Genomic DNA, 15,645 nt, shown 5'->3' with positions numbered 1-15,645 from the left:
CCTTATGACATTAAGGTGATTAATCGGTATATTTACACCGCCAATGATGTTGAAAGGGTTGTTTGTTTGAAGAATAAGTTAATCGTTACACTGACAACGGTAAAAGGGTCTAAGCAGTACTCTTTGGGTCAGGTAGCGCGTTTTGTTGTGGCATTTTTTATTTTGGTCTCTGCCGCAAGCTTTTTTGTCTCCAATTGGTTGCTGGTAAAAACCTCCGATGATTTGGCCGTGCTTGAACAAGACCACCAAATATTGGCCGATCAATACGAGATGATGTTGGGCACCCAGACGCTTTATAAAAATGAGCTGGATGATCTGAGCGCCTCTTTATCCAAGGTGGCAAATGAGCGTGATCAACTGCAAGAGGAAAACTCGCGCATCGGTGAACTTCAGCTTAACCTTGGCGAAAGTTTGCAGGAACTCGAAACGCTACTGAATATCCCAGATACCGGCGACTTAACCGCCGAGCGTTTAGAGTCATTGACCATGATGGCCAACCAACGACTCTTTATGCTCAACAGTATTCCTAACGGTTTGCCGATACAGGCGATTCGCGTAAATGATGGTTTTGGTATGCGATTCCATCCGATCCGTAAGCAGCAAGTACTGCACAAAGGGATCGACTATAAAGCGGAAATCGGCACGCCCGTGTATGCGACCGCCGATGGCATCGTGGAATTTGCAGGCAACAAAGGCGATGGGTATGGACGCCAAATTGTTTTGTTGCACAATTATGGCTTCCGATCTGCCTATGCTCATATGAATGAACTGGATGTCAGTGCAGGTGAATACGTTCACAAAGGGCAGAAAATAGGCGAGAGTGGCAATACGGGTAAATCAACAGGGCCGCATCTACACTATGAAGTGCGTTATCTGTATACACCGATCAATCCAGGTCCGTTTGTGGCGTGGAACATTGCTAATTTCGATACGTTATTCCAACAAGTTAAGAGCGTTAAATGGGCATCCTTAAAAAATCTGTACCCGCTAAACCAAACCGGTCTGCAATAACCATCATTGCTGAGGGCAATAAGTTCTCTGGCGATATGAGTGTCGTTGGTAAAATGCACATCGATGGCATTTTCGAGGGCAATATCTCCTCGTTGGATAACATCTCTATTGGCCAAACGGGCCATGTGAGTGGCGTGATTAAAGCCAAAGAGCTGATTGTCAGCGGCCTTTTAGAGGGCGAAGTGTACTGTGAAGAGCTGCACATCGAGAAAGGCGGCAAGGTACGCGCCACAGTCAGCAGCAAGGTGATGGCCATCGACCCTGATGGTTGTTTCTTGGGCGAGCGTAAAATGAACGAAAAATCCTCGCTGCATATCTCTCATTCCAAAGAGCCATCGGGTGTTGAGGCGATCGATTCGTTGCCGGATAAAATCACCCTGAACAACAAGAGCTGAGTTTCATGTGTGAACTGCTGGGCATGAGTGCCAATGTACCAACCGATATTTGCTTTAGCTTCAGTGGCTTGATGCAACGTGGAGGCGGAACCGGTCCGCATCGCGATGGTTGGGGTATCTCATTTTACGAGGGTAAAGGCATTCGCTCTTTCCATGACCCCAAACCCAGCGTGGATTCCGAAATCGCACATCTGATTCGTCAGCACCCGATTAAAAGTTTGGTGGTTATCAGTCATATTCGCCAAGCCAACGTAGGCTCGGTGTGTTTGGAAAACACCCATCCGTTTATTCGTGAACTCTGGGGGTACAGTTGGTCATTCGCCCATAATGGCCAGCTAGACCCAAAAGTGTTTGATGAGTTAACACTGAGCTTCTATCAGCCAGTAGGCACAACGGACAGTGAGTTTGCGTTTTGTTGGTTGTTGGGGGAGTTGCGTGCTGCCTTTCCAAGTAAACCTGATGATATGACGCCTGTGTTGGACTTTATCCATCAGTGTTGTGAGCGGCTGCGAAGTTATGGCGTCTATAACATGATGCTGTCGGAGTCTTCGCTGTTGATCTGCTATTGCACGACGAAGCTCTCTTGGATCACAAGGCAAACGCCCTTTGGTGAAGCGCGCTTGATGGATCATGAGTTAACGGTCGATTTCTGCGAAGAAACCCAAGAAAACGACATAGTAACGGTGATCGCCACCGAGCCTTTGACCGATAACGAGGTATGGACACCCTTGGAGACGGGTGAACTTTTGGTTTTCAAAAAAGGCGGCGTGATGGATCAACGTAAAGCCCAGATTGATCCAACCGAGGAGTCAAACGACGCAGGCACTGAACAAGGATGAAGTTCACGCAGTTAAAAGCGTCTTCCACCATCCCAGAACTGGTGCATAAGTCCGCTGATGCGTATGGTCATCGCGTGGCATTTAGCCACTCTGGCTCTGCGCTTACTTATCAACAATGGGATTATTTTAGCTCCCAGCTGGCGGCGTATCTTCAATTTACCGGAACCCTTGAAAAAGGCGATCGTTTTGCCGTTTTGTTACCTAACTTGTTGCAGTTTCCGATTGCGCTGGTGGGAGGGCTAAAAGCGGGTATGGTCGTGGTCAACATTAACCCAAGCCATAACGCCTACGAGATCAAACACATCCTAGAGGACAGTGGCGCTAAGGTACTATTGGTCTGGGATCAGCTCTTGCCCGTGGTGGCAGACATTCTTCCCTTTACCTCGGTAAAAGAGGTGATGCTGACAAAAACGCTGGATATGCATGCGTTTTCGCAACGTGCGTTTGCTGGCCTTAAACGCAGTGATGCCGATGTGGCTGCACTGCGAATCGACATACCGCACCCGATCCGTTTTCGTAAGGCGCTCAGAATTGGTCAAGCGGAGCTGTACCGGCCAGAATCGATCCAAGCGGATGATCTTGCGTTGATCCAATACACGGGTGGCACAACCGGCTTATCCAAAGGCTCGATGCTAAAGCATGAACATTTGTTAGCGAACATGCGCCAGCTGCATCAAGTGTTCGAACCCTATATGGAGTACGGTGCCGAGCGCGTAGTGGCGCCTTTACCCCTGTATCATATCTATTCCCTGACATTGCATTGCTTAATGATGACCGCTTTTGGGGCGCATATGGCCTTGATCACAGACCCTAAAGATCTGGATCGATTGACCCATGAGTTTGCCCGACATAAGTGCTCGTTTTTTGCAGGTACCAATGCTCTGTTCGTGAACTTGTGTCACCACTTGCCGTTTTCCCAGTTGGATTTTTCTGCGTTAAAGGTGACCTGCTCAGGGGGCGCCCCATTGAGTGAGTCCACTAATGAGCTCTGGTATCACATGACCGGTAATCGCATCATCGAGGGGTATGGCTTAACGGAGGCCTCTCCGGTTGTTGCCGCTCATCTACCCGGTGACGATAAAGCCGGCACGGTAGGGAAGCCCTTACCCGATACCGAGTTTAAGATCCTAAATGAAGAGGGCGATACGCTGGGTTATGGCGAGACAGGCGAGTTATGGATCAAAGGCCCACAGGTGATGAGTGGGTATTGGAATCGCCCCGACCTCAATGCCCGAGTGTTTGAGGGCGAGTGGTTTTCCACCGGGGATATCGCTCGCTCCACCATTGACGGCTATCTGCAAATTGTGGATCGGCAAAAAGATGTGATCATCGTTTCTGGGTTCCCCGTATACCCATCAGAAGTTGAGCGCATCATCAGTTGCCACCCCGATGTGCGAGAGTGCGCGGTTATTGCCATGCCGGATGAGCAGACCGGGCAACTGATTAAGTTGTTTGTGGTCTCTTCGAATCCAAGATTAAGTGTGCGGGAGATTCGGGACTATTGTCGCGAGCGCCTAACACGCTATAAAGTGCCGAAGCTGGTTGAATTTCGAAAGAGCTTGCCCCATACCCCAGTAGGTAAAGTGTTACGCCGCCAATTGCGTGATGAAGAGTTGGCCAAATCATCGCGGCAGGCCATGCACGCTTAAAAGGCTAGCGATACCCATCGGGTTACCGTCTTCTTCTAATTTATCAAAGTGTAATAGTGAGTGTTGTTTTGAGTCAGAGCTTGGATGTCTCCTTGATCAATCAGTGTCAAACGTTGGATCGTTTTGATCTAGAGCAGCGAAAAAAGACGATTGAATCGCGTCAAAAGAGCGGCAAACCCGTCAGTCGATCCATCCAGCAGTGGCAAGAGAAAGCCTTAGCCAGCGCTCAAACGACCGAACATCGGTTAAGCTTAATCGGCACGATCGATTATCCGGACCTTCCTGTTACTGATAAAAAAGAGGCCATTAAAGAAGCCATCCGCGACCATCAAGTAGTGGTGATTGCAGGTGAAACCGGTTCTGGTAAAACCACTCAGCTGCCTAAAATTTGCTTAGAACTTGGGCTGGGTGCACGAGGCTTGATCGGTCACACACAACCAAGGCGTCTAGCGGCCCGTACCGTGGCCAACCGTATCGCAGATGAGCTACACACGACGCTTGGCGATAAAGTCGGTTATCAAGTTCGTTTTACGGATCAGGTTTCGGAAAACAGTCTGATCAAACTGATGACTGACGGTATCTTATTGACCGAAACTCAGCACGATCGTTATCTTAACCGCTATGAATTGATCATCATCGATGAAGCGCACGAGCGCAGCTTAAACATCGATTTCCTATTGGGGTATTTGAAGCGTCTGTTACCAAAGCGTCCTGACCTTAAGGTGATCATTACCTCGGCCACGATCGATTTGGATCGTTTTTCAAAGCACTTTAATGATGCGCCTGTGATTGAAGTCTCGGGGCGAACCTTCCCGGTGGATGTGCTTTATCGACCTTTGTTCTCTGAAGAGGAGGACAGCGAAGACCGCACACAGCAGCAGGGGATTCTTGATGCCCTAGACGAGATTCAGACACTCGAAAAGAGTGGGCATACCGGCCCACGGGATGTGTTGGTCTTTTTAAGTGGCGAGCGGGAAATTCGTGAAACGGCCGAGCGTCTTCGCAAGGCGGATCTTCGCGATACCGAAGTGGTACCTTTATATGCAAGGTTGAGCCTTGCCGAACAAAACCGTGTTTTTGATCAAAAGCGCACGGCATACCGACGCGTGGTGCTCTCGACAAACGTGGCCGAAACCTCGTTAACCGTTCCTGGGATTGGCTATGTGATCGACAGTGGTTTTGCGCGTATCTCTCGATACAGTTATCGCTCTAAAGTACAGCGCCTGCCCATCGAAGCGATCTCCAAAGCCAGTGCTAACCAGAGGGCAGGGCGATGTGGTCGTATTGCGCCTGGGGTGTGCATCCGACTGTACAGTGAAGAGGATTTCAAGCAGAGACCGGATTTTACCGATGCAGAAATTCGCCGCACCAACTTAGCGGCGGTTATTTTACAAATGCTACACCTGCGTTTAGGCAGCATTTCGGAGTTTCCTTTTATTGATCCGCCGGATCCGCGTTTTGTGAACGACGGCTTCAAGCTACTGGAAGAGCTGGCCGCCGTAGGACCCAAGCGTGAGTTAACGACCTTGGGTCGAAAGCTTGCTCGTTTGCCGGTAGACCCACGTTTGGGACGGATGATTTTGGAAGCGGATCGTCAGGGCGCATTAAATGAGATCCTCATCATTGCCAGTGCGCTCAGCGTGCAAGACCCAAGGGAGCGTCCCAACGACAAACAGCAAGCGGCGGATCAGCGCCACGCCGTCGATCGGGACGATGACTCTGACTTCGTAACCTTAATTAACCTTTGGAATCGATACGAAGAACAGCGCCAAGAGCTGTCCCAAAACCAATTGCGACAATACTGTAAAGCGCAGTTTCTATCCTTTTTACGCATGCGCGAATGGCGAGACGTACATCGTCAGCTGGTATTGGTCGTGCGTGATATGAAAATGTCGATGAGCGCAGAACCTGCCGATTACAAATCGGTACACCAGTCGTTGTTATCTGGTTTGCTCAGCCATATGGGCTTTAAACAGGAAAATCGCGAGTACCTAGGGGCACGTAACCGTCGTTTTCATATATTCCCGGCATCAGGCTTATTTAAGAAGTCACCAAAATGGGTGATGGCTGCTGAGCTTGTCGAAACCAGTAAGGTCTATGCGCGATGTGTGGCGAAGATCGATCCGCTGTGGGCTGAACCTTTAGCTGAGCACCTGATCAAGAAAACACACCTAGAGCCTGTGTGGCAGAAAAAGCGGGCTCAAGTGGTCGCCATAGAACAGGTGACCTTGTATGGCTTATTGATTGTACCTAAACGATACGTGCACTACGGCGCTATCGACCCTGATACATCGCACGACATCTTCATTCGAAGTGCTCTGGTCGAAGGCGATTATGAGACGCGAGCTGGGTTCTTTGAACACAATCGCTCCCTCTTGGAGGAGGTCGAAGAGCTCGAGGCCAAATCCCGTCGTAAGGATTTGTTGGTCGATGAAGATACCCTGTTTGATTTTTACGAGCGTACCTTATCCGAGCACGGTGGTGCCCATATTGTAAATGGGAAGGGCTTTGAGTCCTGGCGTAAGCAGCTTGAGCAAGATCACCCCAAAGCTCTGTACCTAACGGAAGAGGATATCCTGCAACGCTCGGCCGATCATATCTCTAAAAAAGCGTACCCAGATGAGCTGCATTGGCGCGGTGTTAAATTGCCGCTGACCTATCATTTTGATCCAGGCGCAGATGATGACGGCGTATCCCTAGAAGTGCCTTTGGCGTTATTAAAGCAGCTTCCGGTGCAGCGTTTGGATTGGCTGGTCCCAGGAATGCTGGAGGCGAAATGTGAAGCGCTTTTACGTGGCTTGCCAAAACAATTACGAAAGCAATGTGTGCCGGTGCCCGACTATGCTAAGGCTTTATATGAAGCGTTAATGGTTCCTGGTGTGTTTGGTGAAGGGGATCTGTTTGCGGTTATGGCGCACCAGTTAAAGCGGATGTTGGGACACCCGTTTGATGAAGGGGCTCTTCGCCATGCAAACTTGGATGATCATCATCGAATCAACTTTAGAGTCCTTAATGAAAAGGGAAAACTCTTAGCGCAATCGCGAGACTTAGATGTTTTGATCCGATCTTTGGGCCAACAAGTCGACGATGCTGTACAGCAAACACCGGGTGATACTTGGGGGCGTAAGGGTATCACCTCTTGGGATTTTGGCACATTGCCTACGCACATACGTCTTAAGCAGGCTGGCGGTATGGAGGTGGATGCTTGGCCTATGCTGGTGGCGGGTAAAGACAGTTGTGAGCTTAAGGTTGCTATGAACCCAGAGTGGGCAGATCATCAAACCCGCTTAGGTGTGTTGCTTTTGGCGAGAAAAGCACTGAGTGTCGAGTTAAAGAATGCCGTGAAGCAGCTACCAAAGCTGAATGAATCCACGCTGCTGGTCTCAAAGGTCATGGATAAAGCGTCCGTGCTTGAGGGTATTCAAATTCAAGCGCTCAACAGCCTGATGGAACTTGATGACTCACTGCCGCGAGATCAAGCGGATTTTGATCGACGCCTAACGCTGGCCAAATCAGGGTTGAAGGCAAGGTTGCTCGAGGTGGCGGCTATCGTCTATGAGGTACATACACATTTTCATAAGGTGCAAAGTGCTTTGAATGGCCGACAAACACTCGAGACCATCACAATCCTTAAAGATGTACAAATGCAGCTGTCCGCTTTGGTATATAAAGGCTATTTAAACAATATTTCGTGGTTTGTTTTTAATCAGCACACAAGATATATGAAAGCGATCGAAATACGGTTAGAAAAGTTTGCTCGGGAAATACCTCGTCAGCGGTTATTAAGTGATCAGTTGTCTTCTTATTACCAGTCGTGTTTTGCAGCAATGGATAAACTCAAATCGATTGGTGAGTGGCAAAATGGATTAGATCGCTTTCGGTGGTATTTAGAGGAATACCGTATCTCTTTATTTGCCCAGCAAGTGGGAACGCTCGAAACGGTCTCCGAAAAACGAGTAGCGGCCGAGTGGCGGGCATTGCAAGCTGATTAAGATCAAAAAAAGAAACGGAAACCACAAAAATGTGGGATACGAAGTTTCAAGGACTTGCGTAGCCTATTGAGCTGTGCTGTAATGCTCACAATTTACGTTAACTGCTTGCTTTCGAGCGGGTAATTCGTTAAAACGTAAACAAGTGATTTCGGGGTGTTTCAAAAGGAATTAAAACCTGTTTTTTTAATTCATTTATTTGAAATATTCCAAATGTATAGTATTTTCTTGATAAGCATCCGTTGAATCTTCATCAGATGTGTTAAGAAAAACTAGAATTCACTACTAGTATGTTGAATATTGAAGGGGAAATTTAATGAAAAAGTCACTGATCGCTCTGGCTGTTGCTGGCGCAATGACTGCTCCAATGGTTGCTCAAGCTGACGCTACTCTGTACGGTAAAGTTGAAGCTGTTCTGCAAGCAAAAGAAGACAACGACGTTGACCTGTTCATGGACGACGTAATCTTCGGTCTGAAAGGTGATGCTGAAACTACTATCGAAGGCGTTTCTGCTATCTACAAAATCGAAGTTGAACTGAACGAAGCTAGCAACTCTGGCGACGAAACTTCTGGTCTGGAAACTCGTTACGCTTACGCTGGTCTGACTGGTGACTTCGGTACAGCTGTATTCGGTCGTGTAGCTAACCCTACTGACGTTGTTGAAGGTTACGGTGACGTTTCTAACAAAGCAGGTGAACTGTACTACAACCCAGACCGTCTGGGTTCAACTGCTGCATACCTGTCTCCTAGCTTCAACGGTTTCGATTTCTACGTTGGTGCGGTAATGGACGGTCAAGCGTCTAACGCAAAAGACGACGTTGATGGTTTCGTTCTGGGTGCTAACTACATGGCTGGTCCTCTGAGCCTGTCTGCTGGTTACTGGTCTTTCGAGAACACTTACGCTGGTTCTTCTGACGACGCTACTAACGCTCTGTTGGGTGGTTCTTACGCGTTCGGTCCTCTGACTGTTGGTCTGGCTTACGAGCACTACGACGACGGTGATGACGCTGACCTGTTTGGTATCTCTGCTGTATACCAAGCTGGCGCTGCTGCTCCATACGCTCAGTACTCTAAACTGGACGTTGATGACGAAGACGCAGACGAGTGGGTTATCGGTATGAACTACTCTCTGGGTAAAAAAGCTGCAGTTGGTGTTGAATACTCTTCTGTAGACTGGGGTAACGACGACGAGCAAGACCAGTTCAACGTTTCTTACACTGTTAAGTTCTAATCTCTCGTAGACTAGATACTTTCTAAGAAAAAGACTCCCTCGGGAGTCTTTTTTCGTTGGGGTAGGCATTTTTTTTTGCAGTGCACTATCCTAAAATGATCCGTATAGCTTATGACAAGGATCGACTTTCGAATGTCTTCACGTTTTTTACTTGCTGTAGCCATCGGCTCTTCGGCGATGCTTAGTCCTGTGGTTTATGCCGACAGTGAGTCTTACACCCCAGACCCTTGGGAATCTGTTAACCGAGTTACCTATGGTTTTAATACCGGTGTTGATCGGTTAATTCTGCGCCCATTGGCTAAAGGTTATCACTTTGTGACACCCGACTTTGTGGAGCAGCGCGTACACAATGTGTTCTCGAATGTGGGTGATGTTACTTCGTTTGTGAACAACGTCTTTCAATTGAAAGGGGATGCCGCTGCTCACGATTTTGCGCGCGTTATGCTGAACACCACCATTGGTATTGGTGGTTTGTTTGATGTAGCAACGCCGATGGGCTCACCGAAAAGCGGTGAGGACTTTGGCCAAACGCTTGGGTACTGGGGCGTGAACAGTGGGCCGTATTTGGTTTTGCCGTTTTTTGGCCCATCAACAGTACGTGATGGATTGGGTCGAATACCAGACAGTTATACGAATGTCTGGACTCAGGGCGTTGATCATGTACCGACTCGCAATGTAGGGTTAGGTCTGAATGCGCTGGATCAGCGAGTTCAGTTGTTTAAGCTTGAAAAACTGATCACCGGTGATGAGTATATTTTTGTCCGCGATGCTTACTTGCAGCAGCGCGAATTCGCGGTTAAAGACGGTCGAATGGATACCGAATTTAACCCAGACGATTTCTAAACAGTAGCCACAATTACGGCCACCTATATGTACAAGGTTGGCCGTGAGTGAGTAAGGTATGCCTGACGAATCCATAGGGTCGATTCAGCTGATTAACTTTTCACCAGCGGATGGTCATTGGTTAATCGATGTGTTCAACGGCTTTGAAGAAGCTGTCAGCGAACAAAGTTTTTCCACGTGGTCGCCATTTCTATCGACCGGCTTGAACGTGATTCATGTTACGGCAGCATCGGATCTTGACTGGATGGGCAAAAATGCCTCTGCTTGTCAGCAAGATTGCCAGTTGCGCCTTTTAAACCCGTATGATGAAGCGTTAAATGAGTTATCAGATTACTGCTCAGAGACATTCGTCATCGTTGATGGTTTGGACGACCCCGCTTTAATCATGTTGGCGCTTCGAAAGGGTGCACATGATGTGTTTACCCTATCTGAGCTCAAAGACAATACTGCACCTTTCTTGGAACGAGCCCATCGCGCTCTGGATCGATGTCATTTGTTAAGTCAGGGGCAGACCTACCGTCAGCATCTTGAAAAAACACTGTGTGAATTACGTGATGATCAAGAGGCGGCTTATCAGCTTCAACAGCGCATATTGCCAACGCCTGAACAACTGATTGACGGTTACCAGTACGATTACTCTTTGACGCCTTCGCTGATTGCCAGTGGGGACTTTGTGGATGTCATCCAAGTTGAGCCCGATAAAACACTCTTCTATTTGGCGGATGTATCGGGGCACGGTACATCCTCAGCGTTGATTACGGTGTTGCTTAAAAACCTCACCTTCCGCTTATTGCGTAATCATCGCCGTAACTCCAGCCACGATATTCTTTCGCCTGCCAAAACCTTGCGTCGAATGAACAGTGACATCTGTCGTATGTCTTTGGATAAACATTTGACCATCTTCTGTGGTCTGATCGATAGTCAAAAAAATACCTTAACCTACTCCGTTGCAGGCCACCATCCTATGCCGATTATTAAGCAGGGTGGTGAAACGCGTTATTTGGAAGGGCGGGGTTTGCCGGTTGGTTTGATGATCGAGAGTGATTTTGAAGAAATCTCGCTGCCTTTGGTTGATGATTTTTCATTAACACTTTGCTCAGATGGTGTTCTAGAATTGCTCCCCCAAAAGAGTATCCTTGATAAAGAGACTGCGCTGTTAAGCTGGGTGACCGAGCATGCAGTTGCGCTTGAAGAGTTAGAAGCGTTTGTTATGGAACATCACGCTTTTGATGACGATGATGCTTTTCCAGGCCAGAATGATCTGCCTGACGATATCACGATCATGACCATAGCGAGAGCTCAGTAATGGGACACGACCAAGGGTCCATCTTCTATACGATGCTAGATGGACACTACGTCATCAAATTTGTCGGTGAAGTGCGCTTAACTTTATGCAGTGCGCTTGACCAGCACCTCGAAACTATCCTGTCGCAGCATCAGTGTGAGCACTTGCTCGTCGATTTAACGGACGCTGAGTTTTTAGACAGTACAACGCTTGGCTTGATCGCTAAAATTGCCATTCGCGCTAAAGAGCGCAACTTAGCACCGCCCGTCCTTGTTAGCACACATGAAGATGTCACTCGTATGCTAATGAGTATGGGGTTTGATCGAATCTTCGTGATATTAGACAGCCTGCCTGAAACGGTGATGGAGCTTCGTGAGATCCCTATGGTGCAAGAATCTCTCGATGCCACTCAAGAGCGCATCATCAATGCACATAAGGTTTTGATGTCACTTAACCAAGCAAATCATGATGCTTTTAGTAGCTTAATTTCAGCACTTGAAGAAAAATAGGAATTTTTCCTATATCTCTTATTTCTGAGTTCCGTAGAATAAAAACGGTCAGCGAGGCAAACACGGAAGTGTCATCAAACGGAGTTTGCAAGGATTGAATAAATGTCTCGGACACACTTAGCAGGATGTTAAGTGCATCATACGGAACTTGATTAAGAAGGCTCTATTGCAGGACGCATTAAGAGCCTTTTTTGCGTTTTACCCCTTCTCTTTTTTTCTCAGATCTACATCCCTTTACCCATTTTATTTATTTGATAATTGAGTCAAGAATAGGACTTTTTCCTATAGGCAGGCTTAGCGAAATCCGTAGAATACACATTGTCAGCGGGGCGAACACGGAAGTTTAACCAAAAGGATTTGGCAAGGATGATCAGATCGCCTCGGACACGTTAATCAGGATGATTAATGATCTACACGGAAGTAGAAAGAAGGGCTCTAAATGCAACGGATGCGGTAAGAGCCCTTTGTCTTTTCTAGCCTATCTTTTATCTCACTTTTGATTTCCATATAGCCTTTATCCTAAGTGCGGTTATTCGTTTTTGTATTATCTTCTTATATAGCTTTTTTGTATCGCCAGCCGATTGGCACCAACGTTTTTTAGGGCCTCGTTTTTTTGAAATCAAAGTCAGGAAAATAGGACTTTTTCCTATAGGCAGACTGAGTGAAATCCGTAAAATACACATGGTCAGCGGGACGAACACGGAAGTGCTCTCAAACGGATCTTGCAAGGAAGGATCAACGTCTCGGACTCATCGGTAAGGATTTCCGATGGCCTACATGGAAGTAGATAGAAGGGCCCTAACGCAGGATGCACAGCTGGGCCCTTTGCTTTTCTCCCGGTTATCGCTCAGCTCTACCTCTCAATCTACATTCATTTCTCTTGTCGCAATTACATCATTATCTATATCTATCTTGCCTCTTATGCCTGTGCATAGAAGTGTTTCCGTTGTACAACAAAAAGTTCGCTTGTAAATGAGAATAGGAATTTTTCCTATATAAAACGGACTCGTAATCCGTAGAATACTCTTTGTCGGCGGGGCTAACAGGGAAGTGCTTTGAAACGGATTTTCAAGGAAGGCTTAAGCTTCGGACAGATCAATCAGGATGATTGATACACTACAAGGAAGTGGAAGAAGGGCTCTTACTGCAGGATGCAAACATAAGGGCCCTTTGCTTTTTCAGGTCATAACCCTCGTTTTTAAATCTCAGCCAGCAAGGCTTCTAACTTCACTTGGTCTTTTGCAAAGTTGCGAATACCTTCGGCCAACTTTTCTGTGGCCATCGCATCCTCGTTCATCATCCATCGGAAGGTAGCTTCATCCGGCGCTGGAATCTCATCTGTTGATGACGCCTTTGTTGCGTCCAGTTTTTGAGGTAATGGCTCGTAGGTTTCAGCCAGTGTTTGCATCAGTTGTGGGCTAATGGTTAAGCGGTCGCAACCGGCAAGGCATGCAATTTCCGATGTGTTTCGAAAGCTTGCACCCATAACAATGGTCTTGTAGCCATTCGCTTTGTAGAAATTATATATACGGGTAACAGACTGAACGCCCGGATCGTTTTCGCCTTCAAAGTCTTGGCTTGGGTCAGCGGCTTTGTGCCAATCTAAAATTCGACCCACAAACGGCGAAATCAGGTAAGCGCCAGCATCGGCACATGCGGCTGCTTGGGCAAAGCTAAAGAGCAGGGTGAGGTTGGTGTTGATCCCTTCCTGTTCGAGCGCTCGGGCCGCTTGGATGCCTTCCCACGTCGAAGCAATTTTAATCAGAACTCGGTCTTTGCTTACGCCCGCTGCTTGGTACAGTGCAATCAAGTTGCGCGCTTGCTCTAACGTGGCTTGGGTATCAAACGAAAGCCGTGCGTCCACTTCGGTCGAGATGCGCCCCGGAATAATGTTTAAAATCTTGCAACCGATCGCCACGCTGAGTTTTTGGGCTGTTAAGCTCAATTGCTCGGCTGTTTCGTTGGATTGCTCAACCGCCCATTGCTTGGCTTCTTTTAGGAGGTGTTGATAGGCTGGTAAGCTTGCAGCCTTCAGTAGCAAAGAGGGGTTGGTGGTCGCATCGACGGGGGTAAACTGTCGAATTGCATCAATGTCACCAGTGTCGGCCACAACCGTGGTCATTGCTTTGAGTTGATCCAGTTGAGAGTCCATTTCGAGACAGCTCCTTAGCTTATAAACAGAAAGTCATATCAGTGTACTTTGGCAAGCGCTTGTTTCAAAACGTCGATGCCAGCGTCAGGTTTGTAGGCTTCTTCACTTAATACGCGTCTAAATTGCTTTCCGCCGCGCATGCCATGAAATAAGCCTAAAATATGTTTGGTTATATGGTTAAGGGAGACACCTTTAGCCAGTTGGTCTTCAATGTAAGGGAAATATTCTTCCATGACCTGCGCCCGGCTTTTGATGTCCGTTTTGGTGCCATACAGTCGTTGGTCAACGTCCGCTAAAAGATACGGATTATGGTAGGCCTCTCGCCCAATCATTACGCCATCTAGATGCTGAAGGTGGGCATCACACTCATCCAACGTTTTGATACCGCCATTGATCAAAACCTCTAGGTGCGGGAAGGCCTCTTTAACGCGATACACTCGGTCGTATTGAAGAGGGGGGACATCACGGTTCTCTTTAGGGCTTAATCCCTGAAGGATTGCCTTACGTGCGTGTACGATAAAAGTAGTGCAGCCAGAGGTTTGAACCGTATCAATAAATTGATGCAATAACTCATCGCTGTCTAACTCATCAATTCCGAGTCGATGTTTGACCGTTATCGGAATAGACACCGTATCTTGCATCGCTTTTAAGCAGTCTCGAACCAGCTCAGGATGGCCCATCAAGCAGGCGCCAATCATGTTATTTTGCACACGATCACTGGGGCAGCCGACGTTTAGGTTGACCTCGTCATAGCCATACTCTTCGGCCATTTTGGCGCATTGAGCCAATTCACTCGGCACGCTTCCGCCTAACTGAAGCGCAACCGGGTGTTCCCCTTCGTTATAGGTGAGATAACGATCTTTATCACCGTAAATCAGGGCGCCTGTTGTCACCATTTCGGTATAAACAACCGCATGTTCACTGAGGGTTCGATGAAATTGACGACAGTGGCGATCGGTCCAAGCCATCATGGGGGCGATCGTAAAGCGTCGATTAAGGGGCTTTTTAGAAGACACAGAAATAAGCTCAGATAATCAAAAAGAGCATTATACCTGTTATCGGACTGATATGGGGCAGAGCAAAGGGAGAAAGCCTGAGAGGCTCTCAGGCTGGGCGTTAACAAGTCTCGTTTAAAACGAGACTTTTGGAACCTTACGCACTTCGGCAGCTTCGGCTGGGTCAAGCTCAAAGTAGTCGCGTTTCTCAAATTGGAATTTACCGGCAATTAAATTGCTGGGGAAGCTGTCCACTAAAACGTTGTAGTCACGGGCCGAGCCGTTATAAAAGCGGCGGGCCATTTGGATTTCATCTTCCAAGGCTTGCAGCTGCTCTTGGAGGTCTAAAAAGTTAGTGTTGGCTTTAAGGTCCGGATACGCCTCAGAGAGTGCAAAGATCTGGCGTAAAGCGCCGGTTAAAATACCTTCCGTTGCGGCGGTTTCGGCTGGGTTATTGCTATCCGCTGCAATAGCCGAGTTGCGGGCTTTGATCACGTTCTCAAGGGTTTCGCTCTCATGGGATGCGTAGCCTTTGACCGTCTCGACTAAGTTAGGGATCAGGTTATGGCGTCGTTTCAGTTGAACTTCGATCCCGCTCCACGCTTCTTCACAGCGTGCGCGTTTATCGACCAAAGAGTTGTAGATGGCGATGCCATAAAATACGACAACCGCAATTACAGCCAGAATAACAATCAGTGTCGTCACAAGATGTCCTTATGTAGATGTCTGTCGAAAGTGAAAGGATAG

At 47.7% G+C, this 15,645-nt stretch carries 12 protein-coding genes; 9 read left to right on the top strand and 3 right to left on the bottom strand.

Annotation, left to right across the window (positions count from 1 at the left end; translation table 11 throughout):
* Nucleotides 1-66 precede the first annotated feature (66 nt).
* The 9 genes from ACXAF9_RS10940 to ACXAF9_RS10900 all read left to right on the top strand — a co-directional run bounded on the left by ACXAF9_RS10940 (nt 67) and on the right by ACXAF9_RS10900 (nt 11,751).
* A complete protein-coding gene (locus tag ACXAF9_RS10940; protein WP_475073969.1) occupies nt 67-1,011 on the top strand; it encodes a M23 family metallopeptidase in 945 nt (314 codons plus the stop codon).
* Nucleotides 960-1,406 (top strand): bactofilin family protein, encoded by a 447-nt coding sequence (locus ACXAF9_RS10935; protein ID WP_475073968.1) that lies wholly within the window; start codon nt 960-962, stop codon nt 1,404-1,406. The genes ACXAF9_RS10940 and ACXAF9_RS10935 overlap by 52 nt, the downstream gene beginning before the upstream one ends.
* A 5-nt stretch (nt 1,407-1,411) precedes the next feature.
* On the top strand, nt 1,412-2,245 hold the full coding sequence (locus ACXAF9_RS10930; protein ID WP_475073966.1) for a class II glutamine amidotransferase: 834 nt from the start codon (nt 1,412-1,414) through the stop codon (nt 2,243-2,245).
* A complete protein-coding gene (locus tag ACXAF9_RS10925; RefSeq protein WP_475073964.1) occupies nt 2,242-3,894 on the top strand; it encodes an AMP-binding protein in 1,653 nt (550 codons plus the stop codon). Before ACXAF9_RS10930 ends, ACXAF9_RS10925 begins: the two co-directional genes overlap by 4 nt.
* Nucleotides 3,895-3,962: 68 nt before the next feature.
* Nucleotides 3,963-7,886, top strand: a complete 3,924-nt coding sequence (hrpA, locus tag ACXAF9_RS10920) for an ATP-dependent RNA helicase HrpA (RefSeq protein WP_475073962.1) — start codon at nt 3,963-3,965, stop codon at nt 7,884-7,886.
* 313 nt (nt 7,887-8,199) lie between these two features.
* A complete protein-coding gene (locus ACXAF9_RS10915; protein WP_475073960.1) occupies nt 8,200-9,114 on the top strand; it encodes a porin in 915 nt (304 codons plus the stop codon).
* A gap of 132 nt (nt 9,115-9,246) precedes the next feature.
* Nucleotides 9,247-9,957 carry an MlaA family lipoprotein gene (locus ACXAF9_RS10910; protein WP_475073958.1) on the top strand — a complete coding sequence of 237 codons (711 nt, stop codon included), beginning with the start codon at nt 9,247-9,249 and terminating at the stop codon, nt 9,955-9,957.
* A gap of 58 nt (nt 9,958-10,015) precedes the next feature.
* Nucleotides 10,016-11,263, top strand: coding sequence for a PP2C family protein-serine/threonine phosphatase (locus tag ACXAF9_RS10905; RefSeq protein ID WP_475073956.1), 1,248 nt, complete (start codon nt 10,016-10,018; stop codon nt 11,261-11,263).
* Nucleotides 11,263-11,751, top strand: coding sequence for an STAS domain-containing protein (locus ACXAF9_RS10900; RefSeq protein WP_475073954.1), 489 nt, complete (start codon nt 11,263-11,265; stop codon nt 11,749-11,751). The genes ACXAF9_RS10905 and ACXAF9_RS10900 overlap by 1 nt, the downstream gene beginning before the upstream one ends.
* 1,198 nt (nt 11,752-12,949) lie before the next feature.
* On the opposite strand, the gene tal is transcribed toward ACXAF9_RS10900, so the two are convergent.
* From tal to ACXAF9_RS10885, 3 genes are all read right to left on the bottom strand, one after another.
* Nucleotides 12,950-13,903 (bottom strand): transaldolase, encoded by a 954-nt coding sequence (gene tal / locus ACXAF9_RS10895; RefSeq protein ID WP_475073951.1) that lies wholly within the window; start codon nt 13,901-13,903, stop codon nt 12,950-12,952.
* A gap of 38 nt (nt 13,904-13,941) precedes the next feature.
* Nucleotides 13,942-14,925: a tRNA dihydrouridine(20/20a) synthase DusA gene (gene dusA, locus ACXAF9_RS10890; protein WP_475074156.1), complete on the bottom strand. Its 984-nt coding sequence runs from the start codon at nt 14,923-14,925 to the stop codon at nt 13,942-13,944.
* 108 nt (nt 14,926-15,033) lie between these two features.
* A complete protein-coding gene (locus ACXAF9_RS10885; protein WP_475073949.1) occupies nt 15,034-15,603 on the bottom strand; it encodes a LemA family protein in 570 nt (189 codons plus the stop codon).
* Nucleotides 15,604-15,645 lie beyond the last annotated feature (42 nt).

The sequence above is a fragment of the Neptunomonas sp. ABH4_499 genome (assembly GCF_056160565.1).
Note: the sequence above shows the minus strand (reverse complement) of the source record. Positions and strands in the feature narration are given on the sequence as shown.